Annotated in this window: 11 protein-coding genes; 5 read left to right on the top strand and 6 right to left on the bottom strand. The window is 39.6% G+C overall.

All coding sequences use genetic code 11. The annotated features are described in order from the left end of the window. Positions 1 to 160 precede the first annotated feature (160 nt). The 3 genes from BLR93_RS06640 to BLR93_RS17975 form a co-directional block, all read right to left on the bottom strand. Positions 161 to 1,945 carry a glycoside hydrolase family 3 protein gene (locus BLR93_RS06640; RefSeq protein WP_093212547.1) on the bottom strand — a complete coding sequence of 595 codons (1,785 nt, stop codon included), beginning with the start codon at positions 1,943 to 1,945 and terminating at the stop codon, positions 161 to 163. A 21-nt stretch (positions 1,946 to 1,966) separates the two neighbouring features. Then, positions 1,967 to 2,818, bottom strand: coding sequence for an endonuclease/exonuclease/phosphatase family protein (locus tag BLR93_RS06645; RefSeq protein WP_093212549.1), 852 nt, complete (start codon positions 2,816 to 2,818; stop codon positions 1,967 to 1,969). 429 nt (positions 2,819 to 3,247) lie between these two features. Continuing rightward, positions 3,248 to 3,610, bottom strand: coding sequence for a hypothetical protein (locus BLR93_RS17975; protein ID WP_217629276.1), 363 nt, complete (start codon positions 3,608 to 3,610; stop codon positions 3,248 to 3,250). A gap of 310 nt (positions 3,611 to 3,920) precedes the next feature. Here BLR93_RS17975 and licT point away from each other — a divergent pair, with 310 nt between their 5' ends. The 4 genes from licT to BLR93_RS06670 all read left to right on the top strand — a co-directional run bounded on the left by licT (position 3,921) and on the right by BLR93_RS06670 (position 9,954). Further along, complete coding sequence (licT, locus tag BLR93_RS06655) at positions 3,921 to 4,772, top strand: BglG family transcription antiterminator LicT (protein ID WP_093212553.1); 852 nt, start codon at positions 3,921 to 3,923, stop codon at positions 4,770 to 4,772. A gap of 231 nt (positions 4,773 to 5,003) precedes the next feature. After that, positions 5,004 to 6,920: a beta-glucoside-specific PTS transporter subunit IIABC gene (locus BLR93_RS06660; RefSeq protein ID WP_093212555.1), complete on the top strand. Its 1,917-nt coding sequence runs from the start codon at positions 5,004 to 5,006 to the stop codon at positions 6,918 to 6,920. Between the two features lie 106 nt (positions 6,921 to 7,026). After that, positions 7,027 to 8,460 carry a glycoside hydrolase family 1 protein gene (locus tag BLR93_RS06665; RefSeq protein WP_093212557.1) on the top strand — a complete coding sequence of 478 codons (1,434 nt, stop codon included), beginning with the start codon at positions 7,027 to 7,029 and terminating at the stop codon, positions 8,458 to 8,460. Between the two features lie 51 nt (positions 8,461 to 8,511). Beyond that, on the top strand, positions 8,512 to 9,954 hold the full coding sequence (locus BLR93_RS06670) for a 6-phospho-beta-glucosidase (protein ID WP_093212559.1): 1,443 nt from the start codon (positions 8,512 to 8,514) through the stop codon (positions 9,952 to 9,954). Between the two features lie 719 nt (positions 9,955 to 10,673). Here BLR93_RS06670 and BLR93_RS06675 read toward each other — a convergent pair. From BLR93_RS06675 to BLR93_RS06685, 3 genes are all read right to left on the bottom strand, one after another. Beyond that, positions 10,674 to 13,451 (bottom strand): FIMAH domain-containing protein, encoded by a 2,778-nt coding sequence (locus BLR93_RS06675; protein WP_093212561.1) that lies wholly within the window; start codon positions 13,449 to 13,451, stop codon positions 10,674 to 10,676. A gap of 20 nt (positions 13,452 to 13,471) precedes the next feature. Then, on the bottom strand, positions 13,472 to 15,442 hold the full coding sequence (locus tag BLR93_RS06680) for a hypothetical protein (RefSeq protein ID WP_093212563.1): 1,971 nt from the start codon (positions 15,440 to 15,442) through the stop codon (positions 13,472 to 13,474). A gap of 367 nt (positions 15,443 to 15,809) precedes the next feature. Continuing rightward, positions 15,810 to 16,430 (bottom strand): YesL family protein, encoded by a 621-nt coding sequence (locus BLR93_RS06685; protein WP_093212565.1) that lies wholly within the window; start codon positions 16,428 to 16,430, stop codon positions 15,810 to 15,812. Positions 16,431 to 16,856: 426 nt separating this feature from the next. Between BLR93_RS06685 and BLR93_RS06690 the strand changes: the two genes are divergently transcribed. Next, positions 16,857 to 18,098, top strand: a complete 1,242-nt coding sequence (locus BLR93_RS06690) for a sugar ABC transporter substrate-binding protein (protein ID WP_093212567.1) — start codon at positions 16,857 to 16,859, stop codon at positions 18,096 to 18,098. Positions 18,099 to 18,154: the final 56 nt, after the last annotated feature.

Here is an 18,154-nt window from a genome sequence, read left to right on the forward strand (position 1 = left end):
CTTAATGATACTTATTTTAACATATTTTATTGTTTCCGCAGTCGCCATAACGGGATAGATAGCAATCTATTAAATAATAGGGGGTACAGTAAGCAGCCCAAATCATCATTGATTTGGGCTGTGGCTAGGTATATTTTTTCCTTCACTTTTCAAAGAGAGGTCAATAACTTAGGGAATAGCCATAATCATACAAGTCTGGAATGGTAACCGGCAGTTTGCCTTCTGGGTTAACTTCACCGCTCATCACCCTAGCCAGTGCTTCGACGGAAACGTCCCTGTTTCCGTATGTTGCCAGGTAGCCGGATACTTCAGGAAACGCCATTAGGTCATACGGATTGCGGATAGCTGTGGCAACAACTGGTTTACCGGTATCGAGCAACGCATCGACTAACCGCTGCTGTGCTGCATTGGTATTGGCTGTATAGGTTGCTGCTATAATGGTGTCAGCTTCCGCAGCCTGTTCACTGGAGGAAGCAATTTGTGCTGCTGTCGGGCTGGTACTGGTAGCATATGAGTTAACGTTGTAGCCTTTGTCCCTTAATTGCTCGGCTAAGTATTCAGGTTCGGCTGCCGACGGACCGGTGATAAAGATGCTTTGTTCCTCAGCTAACGGCAGGATATCTTGTTCATTCTTGACCAGTGTAATGCTCTTATCGGCAATCTCATCTGCCTTCTGCAGGCTGGTTTCTGTGCCGATGTCAGCAATAGCATCTTCGTCGGTAAACGGATCACCGAACAAGCCTTTTTCCATTTTTGCTTTAAGGATGCGGTAGACCGATTCATCAACACGCTGTTCGCTAATCTCGCCGCTCTCGACTGCTCCCAGCATCGCGTTATATGCTTGTTCTACATTCGGCGGGTTGAGCAATATGTCATTGCCGGCTTTAAAAGCTTCCACTGGAACTCGCTCTGGTTCTACTACATTCGCTCCGGACATTCCCAGGCTGTCGGTGACAATCAGCCCTTCGAAGCCCATCTGGTCGCGAAGCAGATCTGTTAAAATCGGTTTGGACAAGGTCGCGGGTAAACCGGAATCATCTAGAGCAGGAACAACAATGTGGGCAGTCATGATGGCATCAATACCTGCATCAATGCCAGCTTGGAATGGCTTTAAGTCTACTTCATGCAAGGTTTCCAAATCATGGTTGATGATTGGCAGACCATAATGGGAATCAACATCGGTATCGCCGTGGCCAGGGAAATGCTTGGCCGTTGGAATAACCTTTTGTGCTTCATAAGCTTCCGCTTGGGCGACGCCCAATTCAGAGACAAGGTCCGGGTTCTCGGCAAAAGAGCGGACACCGATAACTGGATTTGCTGGATTGACATTGACATCAAATACCGGTGCAAAATTCATATTTATTCCTAGGCTTTTAAGCTCGGTACCCATGATTGCCGCAGAGTCGGCTGCTAAATCCGTTGACCTTGTGGCGCCCAAAGCCATATTCCCAGGGAAGACGGTACCTGGACTCGTCAGGCGCTGGACAATGCCGCCTTCCTGGTCTGTCGATATAAACAGCGGGATTGGCATGCGCTGGTTCATAGCGATTTCCTGAAGTCCATTGGATAACGTATTTACCTGGGCTGGATTAGCAGGCGTTCCGATATTACCGGTCCAATTAAAATAAATGACACCGCCAATATGGTATTTTTCAATTGCTTCCTGGAAATTCTTCGCGCCTCGGTTCATGCGAAGGTTGGTATCCTCATAAGCAGGGTCTGTCGGTGTTTGTCCGTACATATGAATGATGAATAACTGGCCGATCTTTTCTTCCAAGGTCATATGGTTCATTTTATTGACAATCCAGCCGTGCTTGGCTTTATCGCCGTCCCCCCAACCGGGCTTGACAGGAGCGTCCCACCCATTGGCAAAACCGGCGGCAGGAAAAGCTAAAAAGGCAATCAGTAAAATTGACAGAAAAGAGACAAATCGTTGTTTTATCATATAATTTTCACTCCTTTTTAATTATCTTCCTCTCGGTAATGTGATCTTGCTAATCACTGGTAAATGGTCGGAGACGTTGGTCTGAATAACTTCTGTATTGGAAACAGTCAAGTTTGAAGAAGCGAGAATGTAATCAATCCGTTTTTGGGGAGAAACAGCCGGATATGTCCATCCGCCTTCGCCTGTCCACACATCCTGCAGCCTTTGAAATAAGGGCTGTAACTCGGGCGCATCAGGCGCTGCATTCATATCCCCGGCTAAAATGACACTCTCTGTTTCAGGCATGATATTCAGCATATCTTCGACCTGCATTTCCCTTACCAAAGGATCTGCCCGGTAATCCAAATGGGTGACGTAAAAGGAGAATTTGGCTCCTTTGGCATTAATCCGGACGTCAGCAAAGCCAGGTGCTAACGCTGGGTCTGGATTGCTGTCTTGTGTAGACAGCCTTGTTATCTCCCGGTTTTCAGCTTCAAGGATTGGATGTTTGCTTAACACGGCCACACCGAATTGCCTTCTTGGTTCACCTACGTTGAGGGGATCCTGATCGTATATAGGGGCAAAAAATGCATGCATATCTAATTTTTCGGCAAGGTACGCCAATTGATTATCAAAGTTGCTTCGCCAGGCCCAATGGACATCGACTTCCTGCAGGGCGACAACTTCTGCATCTGATTCTTGAATGGTTTCAGCTATCCGGTCCAAATCATAGTTGCCATCGGTGCCAATTCCTGTATGGATGTTATAGGTCATTACTTTGATCGTGACGTCTTTTGCGGGAGTAGATAAATCCGATTGGGCGGCAGCAATGGAGGTGGGTGTGATTGTGAATGCCAGTAAAGCTACTAGACAAAAAAGCAATTTTTTCTTCATTTTTAATTCCTCCCAATTTGTTATTGGTCTGAGAAATCCTGTTGGGGGTAAGTAAATCTTGATGGGCTCCTGCCGTTCAAGAGTGAGGGAATACGTTTTCAGTTGTAGTTCTCCGGCCTCCTTTCTAACACTAGAATAGGTTTCATGATAAGCGTACCTGCTTCCATTATAGTTGTCTATACCATAATAGTACCAATATTCAGAAAAAGGAAGAAACAACCATGAGTCTATTTACCTGTTTTTTCCCACGGACAATTATTTCTGGTAACTTGGAAGGAAGTTCATTGCTTTCGTTGGCTCGAATTAGGGCAGGATTTAGCGAATGAAAAACTCTTAGAAAACAGCCTACAAAAAGAAAGGACCACCTTTAGCAGGCGGTCCTCCATGTTATTCTATCCATTCATTAATGATATCCTCGTTTTCTTTTACCTATTTTTCGGCTCCGTTTATAGGCTCTTCAGCTTCGTTTACGGCTACCATCAGTTCACCGATGGCATCATCATCCATCTTCCAATTTTTCAACCATTCGTCGACTTTCGGATAGTCTTCCGCATAGTTAGTGGAAATAAGTCTTGCATTTTCGATCTTTTTTTGGGACTTGTTTAACAAGCACATGGTCCATTGCTTCACCTGCCCTTTGTTTAAAATATTAGGTTTGTTAAATACATCCTTTACAAACTTCGTGTTAACGACTTTCAATGAAATGTCAAATCGATAACAAAAAAATAAATTATTGTACGTTCCATAATGCGGGTCCTTGGCCCCGTTAAAATTCATCATTCGCTTTGACAAAAAATGCGTCTAGTGCATTTATTAAGTTTAAAACGTTAAAATTCTTAAACAAAATCACTATTTATTGGGGGGGGATGGACCATGGATTAATTTACACAACAATTTATCGGCCAGTGGGTAGACGCCCGGTCAATATTGATTGAAATGGCAAAACCCCTTGTTACAGTAATGGTTTACCGAACGTATTTTAAATTTATATAGCTTAAGGCACTTTTTTTAAAAATCAATTAACTTTGACTAGGACCGACAAAATGTGTTAAAAAACAGTTACGTTCAATGGATAAAAATATGATGCTGAGGTAGTGTTTAAATGAAGATAAAGAAAGTTTTAAACAACAATGTAGTCATCACAGAAAATGAACAGCAACAAGAGCTGGTTGTGATGGGGAGAGGGCTGTCCTTCCAAAAAAAGGTAGGGCAATCAGTAGATGAATCAAAAATAGAGAAAACGTTTGTGCTGCAAAATACAGGTACTTCAGAAAAACTAGTTCAATTATTGAAGTACACTTCAGAGAAATATTTAGACATAGCTTCGGAAATTCTAGAATATGCTCAAGCAGAGCTGCCATATAAATTAGATGAATATTTGTATGTTGCGTTAACGGACCACATTAGTTTTGCATTATCCAGACAAAAACAAGGCATTCAATTAAAAAATAATCTTTTATACGAAATTCGAAAATATTATAACAGGGAGTACGAAATTGGTGTGAAGTCTTTAGGTATAATTGAAGAGCACACAGGCATTCGTTTGGATGAAGATGAAGCAGGCTCTATAGCATTGCATCTGGTAAATAGCCAAATTTCTGGAGATAACATGGAAACTGCGGTTCAAGTAACCGGCATGGTTAATAATATTTTAAATATAGTGAAATACCATTATCAAATGAAATTGGATGATGCCTCGATTAATTATGAACGTTTCATAACCCATCTGCGTTATTTTTCTATTCGCTTTATTAGAAAAGAGAAAATGGAAGATACGGTGGATGATTTTATGTTTGAACAGGTGCAAAGAAAATATGAAAAAGCTTATGCTTGTACTGAAAAAATAAACATCTACTTGAATAAGAATTTTAATTGGTCTCTATCAAGAGATGAACAGGTGTATTTAACGGTTCATATTCACCGAGTAACCTATCGCCAGCAAAATACGTCCTAAAATGAATAAATAATGAAAACGGTTTAAAAACTTATTGACTTAATAAAAAGGCCATGTTAGATTTAAGTTGTTAATTAATTAACGCACAATTATATAATCAAATTTAGGAATGTTACCTATTTTGGGCATAACCTGAATCAGTTTGAATGGCACTATCTCTGTGCCTGTATTCAAGTTGATTCAGGTTTTTTATTTGCACAAATCAAACGATATAACGGGGGAGAGCTAATCATGAATTACAGTCAATTAGCTAAAGACATTATTAACAATGTCGGCGGAAAAGAAAACGTTAACAGCGTTGTACACTGTATTACACGCCTTCGCTTTAAATTGAAGGATGAAAGTAAAGCGAATACAGAAGTATTAAAAAATATGGATGGTATCGTGACAGTGATGAAAAGTGGCGGCCAGTATCAAGTGGTTATTGGTAACCATGTGCCGGATGTATATAAAGCCGTAGTAGAAGAAGGCGGTTTCCAATCTGCACAACCAGTAGATGCTGATGATGCCGAAAAAGGTAACTTATTTAACCGTTTTATTGATATGATTTCTGGTATCTTTACTCCAATACTTGGGGTGTTGGCAGCTTCTGGTATGATCAAAGGTTTTAATGCTTTATTTGTTTCACTTGGGTGGCTTGATGACAAAGGTGGCACCTATCAAATATTACATGCAATAGGGGATGCGCTGTTCTATTTCTTACCAATCCTTTTAGGATATACAGCTATGAAAAAGTTCGGTGGAACACCATTCTTAGGTATGGTTATTGCCATGGCTTTGGTTTATCCAGCACTTGAAGGAATACCTGCAGCAGGAGATCCTTTATATACACTATTTGCAGGATCCGTTTTTGAATCACCTGTCTATATCGAATTTTTCGGCATTCCGGTTATTTTAATGACCTATTCTATGTCCGTTATACCAATCATTGTATCTGCATTTTTCGCAACAAAACTTGAAAAATTCTTAGCAAAAGTGATTCCATCCGTTGTTAAAATGTTCTTAGTTCCAATGTTTACTTTGTTAATTACTATTCCATTAACATTTATTGTAATCGGTCCCATTGCCACTTGGGCAAGTCAGCTACTAGGTCAAGCAACTGTTTCAGTATATGGATTAAGCCCTGTTATTGCAGGTATGTTTGTTGGCGGTTTATGGTTAGTGTTTGTTATGTTCGGGTTACATTGGGGACTTGTTCCTATCGCAATCAATAACTTCTCAAGTCAAGGTTTTGACCCAATATTGGCAGTAGTATTCGCTCATTCCTTTGCTTTGGCAGGAGCAATTTTGGCAGTATGGATTAAATCAAAAAATCAAAAAACAAAAACACTTAGTGCACCGGCCTTTATTTCTTCTATCTTTGGTGTCACAGAACCAGGTATGTATGGTATTGCTCTACCGCTTAAGAAGCCGTTTATTTTCACTATTATTTCTTCGGCGATCGGTGGTGCAATGATCGGATACTTCGGTACCATTGGATATGTCATGGGTGGACTCGGTGTATTTCAACTCCCAAGTTTCATCCCGCCAGAAGGTATAAATATGTCCGTAATCGGAGCTATTATCGCTGCTGCGGTTGGTATGGTATTGGCTTTCGTTTTAACATACTTCTTCGGAGACATTAACAAAAACAACACAAACACTGGAGAGGGAACGGCTCAACCAATAGCAGCTACTGCAGAACAAAACGTGAAAAACGAAGTAATTGTCAGTCCTATGAAAGGACAAATTAAAAAGTTAGCTGAGATTGAAGATACGGCTTTTGCATCAGGTGCATTAGGGAAAGGTGTTGCAATTGAACCTGCTGAAGGTAAATTATTTGCCCCTGTATCTGGTACGGTTTCAGCTTTATTCCCAAGCAACCATGCAATTGGATTTACATCTGATGAGGGTGCTGAAATTTTAATTCACGTTGGTATGGATACAGTACAACTAGACGGTAAACACTTTACTGCTCATACTGCACAAGGAAGTCGTGTGGAGAGAGGGCAATTAATGATTGAATTTGATGTAGATGCTATTAAGGAAGAAGGCTTTGTGTTGACTACACCGGTAGTTGTTACTAACCATAATCAATTTGAAATAACTGCCGTAAATGAACAAGAGGTTAAACCTGAAGATTTATTAATTGAATTAAAAGCAAATTAATAAAGGAAACTTGAACAGGAATGCGTTTCCATAACATACAGAAACGCCTTTCCTTTTTAAATAAGCAAATGCTGCTTAAAACAGAAGATTAATAGGAGGAATAACAATGGCAAAACAATTTCCAGAAGGATTCTTATGGGGCGGTGCAACTGCGGCAAACCAATTAGAAGGTGGATATCTAGAAGGCGGAAAAGGTCTGAATCTAGCAGATGTTTTACCTGGTGGCAAAGGGAGACTCAAACTACTATCACAAACTGGTTTTGATTTCGAGATTGATAAATCGAAGTATACGTATCCTAATCATGAAGGTATTGACTTCTATCATCGTTACAAAGAAGATATTGCTCTATTTGCGGAAATGGGCTTTAAAGTATTCCGTATGAGCATTGCGTGGAGTCGCATCTTCCCTAATGGAGATGAACTAGAACCTAGTGAAGAAGGTTTGGCTTTTTATGACCGTGTGTTTGATGAACTTGAAAAATATGGAATTGAACCGTTGGTAACTATAGCGCATTACGAAACGCCATTACACCTCATAAAAGAATATGGTGGCTGGAGAAATCGTAAATTGGTTGGTTTCTTTGAACGGTATGTAAGAACTATTTTTAAGCGTTATCAAGATAAGGTTAAATACTGGCTGACTTTTAATGAGATAAATGGTGCAACGCACATGCCACTGTTAGGACTTGGTTTTTCACCTGAAAGTGAAGAAACACGTTTGCAAGACAGCTTTCAGGGCTTACACCACCAATTCGTAGCCAGCGCACAAGCGGTTAAGCTAGGGCATGAGATTATCCCTGACTCACAAATTGGCTGTATGTTGATTTATGCACCAGTTTATTCATATGACTCGAACCCAGACAACGTCATGCATGCTAAACAGGAAGCAGATGTGTTTAATTTCCTTTGCGGGGATGTACAAGTACGAGGGGAATACCCTTACTTTGCTAAAAGATACTTTAAGAATCATAATGTTGAGCTTGATATCCAAGAGGGAGATCTTGAAACAATTAAAGAAGGAACAGTAGACTTCATTTCATTTAGTTACTATATGTCACGCACGGATAAAAAAGTAAAAACACCCGAAGAGCTTGGTGAAGGGAATTTAGTCGGGGGAGTTAAAAATCCATTCTTAAAGTCAAGTGATTGGGGATGGGAAATAGACCCTGTAGGATTAAGGGTTGCTTTAAATGAACTTTATGGCCGTTACCAAAAACCTCTAATGGTCGTTGAAAACGGATTGGGAGCTTACGACAAAGTGGAAGAAGACGGATCTATTAATGATGATTACCGAATTGATTACCTTCGTGAACACATTAAACAAATGGGCGAAGCAATTGAAGATGGTGTGGACTTAAGAGGTTACACCAGCTGGGGATGTATTGATCTGGTAAGTGCATCTTCTGGTGAATATTCTAAACGATACGGCTTTATTTATGTCGACAAGCACGATGACGGAAGTGGTACATTAGAACGCAAACGCAAAAAATCGTTTTTCTGGTATAAAGATGTAATCTATTCAAATGGAGAAAACTTATAAAGCAGGGGGCACCCCTCACTAATATTATTTGAAATAGAGAGGTGAATGGAAATGTCGAAGAATACAAACGGTTTCCCCGAAGAATTTTTATGGGGAGGAGCCATTGCAGCAAACCAAACAGAAGGTGCCTATTTAAAGGATGGGAAAGGATTAACAACCGTTGATCTTCTGCCAACAGGGGAAAAGAGGTTTCCCATTATGAAAGGAAACCTCTCTTCCTTTTCTCCATTAGAAGGAGAATTTTATCCATCCCATAAGGCGATTGATTTTTATCATCGTTATAAGGAAGATATTGCTCTTTTTGCAGAAATGGGCTTTAAGTCGTTACGTCTTTCCATTTCCTGGGCTCGTATTTTCCCAAATGGCGACGATGCTGAACCGAATGAAGCTGGATTAAGGTTTTATGATGATTTGTTTGATGAATTACAAAAATATGGCATCGAACCTGTTGTTACACTAGCTCATTTTGATGTACCTGTTCATTTGGTAGAAAAGTATGGGAGCTGGAAAAACCGTGAGCTTGTTTCTCTTTTTGAGAAGTACGCAAAAACTGTATTTACTCGCTACAAAGATAAAGTGAAATATTGGTTAACCTTTAATGAAATCAATATGCTATTGCATTTACCTTTTATAGGAGCAGGACTTGTTTTTAAAGAAGGAGAAAATATACAGCAAGTGAAATACCAAGCGGCACATCACCAATTGGTTGCAAGTGCTTTAGCCGTTAAAGCAGGACATGAAATCATACCTGATGCAAAAATCGGTTGTATGCTAGCTGCTGGTATGGTCTATCCGTATTCCAGTAATCCTGATGATGTATTTGATGCAATGAATAAGGATCGTGAATCGTTCTTCTTTATCGATGTGCAATCTCGCGGAGAATATCCGGGGTTTGCAAAACGATTTTTCCGGGATAACAATATTGACCTGGTGATGGAAAAGGAGGACGAAGAAATTCTTAAGAAACATACTGTAGACTATATTGGATTCAGTTATTATTCTAGTCGAGTAACAAGCACCGATCCGGAAGTCTTGAAAAATTCTACAGGTGGAAATGTATTTGATTCTGTTTCCAATCCATATTTAACAACATCGGAGTGGGGATGGACCATCGATCCGAAGGGGTTGCGTATTACAGCTAACCAGTTGTATGACCGTTACCAAAAACCATTGTTCATTGTAGAGAACGGCTTAGGCGCTGTAGATGAAGTGAACTCCGACGGTGAAGTTATAGATGATTATCGTGTCGAGTATTTAAAATTACACATAAGTGAAATGCGTGAAGCAATCCAAGATGGTGTGGAACTTATCGGTTATACAAGCTGGGGGCCAATTGACATTGTCAGCGCTTCTACTGGTGAAATGAAAAAGCGTTATGGCTACATTTACGTCGATCGAAATAATCAGGGAAAGGGTTCCCTAAGAAGAATGAAAAAGAAAAGCTTTGACTGGTATCGACAAGTTATTGAATCCAATGGAGAGAATATTGAATAAGTTAAGTTGAAACAAGCACTTTTAATGAGAACCCAGTGGACGATAATTATGATTCATTGTATGTAAGTTAAATTTTGGTTTTAATAATCAAGGCGCTTTAATGGAGAGACGAAAAAAAGAGGTTGGAACATAACATACATTCACTTGCAAAAACCGAACGATAACAGCATAGGAAATCTTAAAAAGGCCATCTTCATTTGTGTACTGCTGAAAACAGTTTGCAGATTTTCAGAGAAGGAAATCCACGGAGACTCCTGCGTGAGGAAAGGCCTCGGTGAGACCCGCAGAGTGCAAGCTCTAGGAGGCTCACCAGCCGCCTGCGGAAAGCGTAGTGTATTTCCGCAGTGGTCGTCATGCAAGGTAGTAACAACAGCCCTATCAGCGCAGGTAAAGGGGGGAGCACGAGTCCGAAGACCCCGAAGGAAGCCGTTTTTTGCTTCTGAGGAGAAGGAACGCTTCGGTAGCGACTCATCGCACGCAGAAGATGGATCCTTTAGGCTGAAGTCGTGTCCATGGAAAGCGGAGTATTCTGTCGGCGCAAGTTTAAGCACCCAACCTTGTTAGAAGGAAGAAATAGAGTTGTCACTGGGTCCGCAGGTTATCTTAAACAATGAAAAGAAAAATCGAACGAGTTCGAATCCTAAGGATTGCGAAACATCGTTCGATTTTTGCTTTGGCCCACTATCTTTTTGTCCCAACCTCTTTATAGTTAGGCTAAGTTACTCTTGGTTTGTCCATAGGTTGATATCATCAAAGTAAACAGTCCCTATTTGATAGCTTGTTGTATATGCATAGATGCGTAGATATACCGCATTTTCAGGAGCTATACCCTGAGTGGTAACTTCCTCCCATTGTCCGAGCATGCTTTCAAAATGGTTAGCATAGTTAGCGACTTGGTTACCATCGTTATCGTAAAAGCGTAACAGAAAGCTTGCAGAACCTTCTTCAGTAAAAGCTCTAGTTGATGCCATATACTCGACACCAGGTTCAACATCTATAGTGTCGCTATATAGGGCAACCGACGCTGATCTGACGGAGTCAACAATCTTTAGGCTACTGTCACCACTAAAACTGCGTTCACCTGAAATTTCATGGTAATGTTCTTCCGCTTCTTGAAATGCAGATGTCCAACCAGGTATTGATTCATCTGTCAAAGGTTCCTCAAAGTCGGGGTTCGTTAGCGGTATAGAATTCACTGGCGACTCATCTTCAGGTGATAAGGTTTTTATAAGATTTTCGACTTTAGTATTCAATATATTCTTTGCTTTATCTGAAATAAATTTTGACATAGATTCCTTGTTCAGATGTTTAAGCAGGTCGTTCAAATGCTTGATAGCTTGACTTTTATCACCCTTATTTAAATGGTGTTCTGCTTGTTCTAATTTATTAGTCAATTCAGCATAAACTGGTTGCATGATGTCTTCTGAGGAGTGATAACGGTCAAGAATTTCCTGTATAAGCCCTGCGCTGGTTACTTCAACCTTGTAAAGAAGTGTGCGGTTAGACGGAAGTGAGTAGTATATGTTTCCGTCATCTCCAATCGTAAAAGATTTTGCATCGGTGATCTTATAACTGACAAGTGTTTCAGGATCAATGGCTGTTAAATTGTTATCAAATTTAGCATATAATATGTCGTTTGACCATTCAAGGTCAACGGTTTGCCAATCCGCATAATGAAGAGCTCCATCAGGGTAAATCTTTTTGCTTTTTACAACGTCTAACGTATCAGGGTCCAAAGCAAAAATAATATTATCTACAGCTCCCCATAATAAACCATTTTTACCAAAGGATAAATCGCCGATCGTCTGAGGGTTATTTATACCCTCAATTGAGAGGGATATTTCTTCTATTTTTTGTTCATTTTCTACATCCCACTTAAAAATTTTGGCCTCCTCAGCAACTGGATCTATTCCCAGACCTCCGTTAATGGTCGTTGAACCATAAACAATACCGTCTTTATAGGCCAAACTAACCACGCTTTGATTTTCTACTATATTACGGTAGACAATTGGAGTTGTTTGTTCTGTCGCATCATATAGAGTCAAAGCCCCGCCTAATTTACCATAATCAGGAATACTTCCGACAAAAGTCTTTCCATCTGCGCTAATAATATCACTGATTCTATCTTGGTCCTCGCCAATTTGAAACAGTTGCTTTGGGTTATTGTCTGCAGGTTCATTATTTGTATCATATTCAAAAATTCTTGCCCCAGGGTAAACGCCAAATAGCATTTTATTCCCCACAGAATGGATGCTATCTCCTTGTCCCAATTTGAAAGAGACAGTGGAGTTGTCAATTGGATTAAAAATTGCTCCTTCTGTAGCTTGTGTACCACTTATATATATGTTCCCATCGGGACCATTCTTTACTTTATTCATAATCGCTGGCGCCCCTTCTACTAAAGAAGGGCGTTCGATCACTTGGTTTGTCTCGATATTAAATATCGTTACACTACCACTCCAGTTAATCGTAACAAGACTTTTACCAGGCAGGTCTGGATCACTTAACTCAACCCAATCTGCGCCACGTAAGCCACTGCCATATCTCATGCCTGTGTCAGTTATCTCCAGTGTGCTCAAATTGATCGACATGAACTTGTCATCAGGTGTCATGTAATACACAGATCCATTGTATGATTCTTCTTCAACATGTAAACCTCTTACGTTTGGAACGATAACATCAAGCCACTCTTGCGTTTGCGTGTCGTAAATGTAGCCATTGTTAGTGTCATTATACCTTATAAACAAATAGCGATTATCCACCTTGTCCATGTCATACACAGTACCGGTCTCATCTAAAGAAGCAGCAATGTTAGTTTTCTCTCCGGATGCAATATTATATTTAATTATCTTATCTTTCGCAGTTCCGGCATAAATGTTTCCGTCTATATAAGCGATTGAGCGAATATATTGCTTTGACGACTCATTGATCATTTTTCCATAATTTGTTACTTCTTCGTTTTTCGGATTAAACTTATAAACGTTACCACTCGGGTAGGTACCAACATAGACATTCCCTTCAGGGTCAGATGTTATTGAATATGGAAAAGTTTGACCTGGAAATGTAGCGACAACCTCTGCATCCTTCGTCTCAGGAGAATATTTCCAAAGCTTTGCCCCCCCGCCAATGGTAGCTACATACAAATCACCATCGACTGTCACCTCATGTGCCCATGTACTTTCTGCGTCTTCAAGGGCGATTGTCCTTAGCAGTTTATAATTATCCAGATCTATCACATTTAGCTTGGCAGGTATCCCTTTTGCTGTAGTGTACATGACGTTATGACCATCTTCTTTTCCAACAGCGCCATCGAAGATACTAACAGTTCCAGTAAGTGGTGCTATTAACTTTTCTGGTTCTCCGTAGGAGGTGTTAGCTAGTTCTGACGATTCCTGCCCCGAGTTTGCTTGGACAAGAGATGGGATTCCGGCTAAAACAAGTATTAACAAACCTGCCAATATTAACAACCAATTGTTTACAATAGACTTTCCTTTCATTTAGTATCTCTCCTCATTTATTATCTTTGATATTGATAAAGTTTATGGTCCCTGGCAAAGTAGAAGTTTCCTTCAGCATCTTGTGCAAACAATGAAGCATCATCTACAAGCGTTTCTTTTTCCAATGTCTGTGGATCTACTTTGAAAAGTTCGTTATGTGTTTGTCCATATAGGTAGCCATCAGCATCGAAGGTTAAGAATCCTCCGCGCCATAAATGTCCAACTGCATCCCAATTCAATGAATATAATTCTTTTACTTGAACTACTTGATTGGTTTGTGTGTCATATTTAAATAGCACACCTGACGTTAATCCCCATAAATTACCTTCATCATCAAATGTTAGCGCTGAAACTGCTTTTTCGCCAGGTACTGGGACGGCCTCTGATACTTTTTGTCCGCTTTCCATATCCCAGATAAATAATTGTGCTTCTTCTTCCGTAGGTTGGATGCCTAAACCTCCCCAAACGGAAGTCCCTCCATAAACTAACCCGTCTTTATATGCGAGCGAGATTACACTTTGGTTTTCTACGATGTTTCGATGAAAAGAATAATTATTTGTTGCTGGGTCGAAGATGGTCAATGCCCCGCCTAGTTTTCCATAATCAGGTACAGTACCAATAGCAAGTTTGTCGCCAGCAGAAACCATGGCAAAAGGCCGATCTTGTTCTTTATCTTTTAAACTGAAGTGCTCTACTGGATTAACACCAAGTTCATAAGGTTCATCAGGATTATAGGAATAAAGATGAGCACCAGTATATATTCCCATATATAGTTGGTCATGATGTGCCACCATACCCTCGATTTGTCCTAATCCTTTATATTCTGTCAGTTGGTCTGTAGTATAATCATATTCTGCTAGTCCACCAGAAAAGTAACCCCCTACAAATATATTTCCGTTAGGGCCTTGGGTAAGTGATTGGATTTCTACTGGCTCTCCTTCTATCTGTCCAGGTGTAATTTCGGTGTTGCCGGTAATTGGGTTATATTTTCGAATGTCTCCATTCCACGCGATACTTGCTAATGTTTTACCAGGAAATTCTTTCGTGCCGAGGTTAATCCAGCCGAATCCTCGAGCAGAAAAAAGATCGGTAAATCCTGTTGCTTTTAACTCGAGTGTATTTAAATTATAAGAAAAGAGTTGTTCATTTCTAATTAGATAAACATTGTTTTGTGGTCCTGCTGAAGAGACATCTAGTCCATTCGCATCTTCAATCTCATCAATGACTTCCATCGTTTTCAAGTCGTATACTAGAATAGTGCTAACTCCACCAGTGACTCTAGCAAACATTTTATTGCGAGCAATGCTAATATCGTAAACATTTGATGCTTCAGAATATTTGTCAGGTAACGGTATTTCTTTGGTCTCTCCTGTATTAATGTCCAGCTCCACGAGATTAGCCCCATTTGTTCCAACACCGGCATATGCTTTGTCTTTATAAATATCTATGCTTCTAACATATTGCTGCCCTTCGACCATTTGACCATAATCCCGGAACTCCCCCGTTTCAGGATTATATTGGAATACCTTTCCACTTGGGTATGTTCCTCCATAAATTCTTCCCTCATTATCGGAACTGAGCCGCCAAATAAAAGATTCCCCTGGCAGAGGTGTTCCGAGGTTTTCAATATGGTCACTGCCTGGTTCATAACGGTACAATGTTCCATTCGTGTAGGTACCCATATAGACATTGCCATCGGGGTCTACTGTAACTGCCCAACTATTACTGGCACCCTCCAAAGAAAAACTATCAACTAGTTTACCGGTTTCAGCATCAACTACATTAAAAACAGCGGGGGACCCGCCGGCAACGGCATAAATCCAATCTTCACCATTTGGACCCTTTCCATAGGCTCCTCCAGGAATAGAAACAGCATTTAAAGCTGTTCCAAGGTCACGGACATTACTTTCATCAGCTGCTACATTATTATTTTCAGCAAAACATAAATAAATAGAAAACATAAATACTAAAAAACAAGTTAATTTACGCATCAAATCGTTCACCCTCTCTTTTAGTTATTAAAAAATATGATTGCAGCCAGGTTCACCTCCAATGTACTTTTAACTAACCTATTACAACTGATGCCTTCTCTGTTAAGCGCTTTCAAAATCTGTATAGTCCATATTTTCAGACAATTTTCAACCTATAACAAGTCTTTTAAGAGTCCTTATGATAATCAGGACTTACGGCCTATGAATAGTTTATAACAGTTAAGAAAGCAAATATACATTTTTACTGCACAAGTGCAACTAAGGTATTCGCCCCAACAGTTTGGCGAATGCAAGTTTTCAGAAACACTAAAAAAGGTTTAACCCCATGGGTGGGTTAAACCTTTCTGTTAATAATGTTCTAAACTGTTTAACTTAATCCTTTCCTGCGCTCAATTTTCCTGAAAGCTCTGAAACTAATCCATGTCATCGCGATTGCCAGTAGACTACTGCTAAATAACGGAATAATTCCTGGTAACAGCGTAATTAAAAAATATAGGAGTACAATTGAGACAGCACTAAGGATTGTTTCGAGTGGGGAGGTTATGGCAATTAAAAAAGATTGTTTAATATATTGAAAGAATTTCAAGTCAAAATGCACGAATACAGGAAAGAAAAATAATAAGGTCAAGGCATATGAAATAAGGATAAAAATTAATACAGGAAGCAGATAGGATAGTTTACCATCGTTTAGCTGCAGAAAAGTAAAGTCGTAATAAAGGATGTAACCGACAATAATAAACAGTAAACCAAGACCATTTGTCTTTATAAAATCAGTGCGAAAAACTGTCCAAAATGCAGGAAAGATCTTAAAGTTATTTTCTTTGCGTATCCATTTACGAACAATAGTAAACATTGCCACGGTAGCCGGAAACAATCCGAAAATCACCAGTCCTCCTATCGTAAATAAAATCCAAAGTATGTTAATGTAAGCTAATTTGATCATCCAATAAGCAGCCGTATTAAATTTTTCCCAACCACCGAATGTCATCCTGTTCCCCCTTCAGTTATACCAGAAGCAAGTATATCATATTATTTTACGAAAAATTTCTAATATTCCAACCAATTATATTGGTGTCCAAAAATCATGTCAACACAATTCTAAAATAGGTTTTTCTTCTGAATAGGAAATTAGTATTTTATTAAAGACACTTTAGAGACTTGTCTCTAGATGGAAATAAACATAGAATTAAAGCAAGGCAATGAATATTCTGATAATTTCAAAAACCTTCCCCTGCACCCTATTCATTCACTTCATTCTAATTATACATATATGACAGCGCTTTCATCGACTAAGCGGTTGAGTACACTCAAATGATTTATGCAGGGAGTTCTAAGGGGGGTGTCTGACAAGTTTGCTAAAGTATCTAGAATTATTATTTAAGGAATTAATTTAGCAGAGAGGGGTTTAATTAACATGAAGAAATTTAGCATTTTAGTACTAATAATTATCTTGGGAACTGTATTAGCAGCTTGTAATTCGGATGAAGATGCAACAGCAACTGATGGAGAAATATCTGGTGAAATAACGGTTTGGGTTCACCCATTTACGGGAGATGCTGAAGCAGAAGGTGCTATGTGGGATGAAATCGTGGCGTCTTATGAAGAGAAATATGATGCAACTGTAACAATCGAAACAATTCCATGGGGTAACCGAGACCAAAAAATACTTACCGCATTAGCAGCTAATAACGGTCCAGATGTATTTTATGCTATTCCGGATCAAATGCCCCAATATGCTGATGAGGGAATGTTAGTAGAACTTGATCCATATTTGGAAGACAATAAAATGGATGGCTTCGTTGATACTGCTCTTGTTTCAACAAAATGGCAAGATAAAACATATGGTCTTCCAATTCTGCAGGAAGCATATACGCTTTTCTATAATGTTGATGTAATTGAAGCGATTGGTAAAGATCCAGAGAATTTACCGTCAACGTGGAGTGAATTTGAAGAGTGGGCGAAAGCGGCTAAAGAACAAGGATTCTATGCATATAGCTATCAAGGCGGAGGATCAATGAATGGAACGTTATATCCTTTCCTTTGGCAAGCGGGTGGAAAAGTTATAACACAGGATGATGAAATAATGATAAATAATGCTGCAGGAGTAGAAGCTTTTGAGTTTATCAATAAAATGTATGAAAAAGAATGGATTCCTGAAGATTCAATTACTGCTATGAATCATGACGCAATATGGAATGCGGGAGAGATGTTAGCTGTACAAGGTTCAGGGATTTCATTAACCAATTTACAGGAAAGTGATTTGAATTTCGTAATTGCACCACCTCTTAAAAACAAGGAGCAAGTAACATATGGTACAACAGGTATGTTCGTTGTTCCAACAAATAGTGACAATCCTAATGCAGCAGTAGAATTTGTGAAAACAGTAACCAATGCAGAAAATCAAAGAAAATTTAATACAGTTACTCAATATATTCCAACAAGAGAATCTGCAAAGGATATTTTTGATGACCAGAAGTATTTGAGCCAGCTTGCGCAATACACCCAGTATGCATTACCTGGAGTCATCCATCCAAAAGGCCGTAATATAATGCCAATGATTCAGGCTGAAGTTCAAACGATGATGGAAGGAAAGAAAACTCCTCAGGAAGCAGCAGATGCGGCAGCAGAAGCTATTGAGGCTGAAATTGCTAAATAATAAGGTCTAGATGGAACAGGGAGTTTGCCCGATATTTCAGTCAAACTCTCTGTTAC

It is taken from the genome of Sediminibacillus albus, from assembly GCF_900101125.1.
Lineage (GTDB): Bacteria > Bacillota > Bacilli > Bacillales > Amphibacillaceae > Sediminibacillus > Sediminibacillus albus.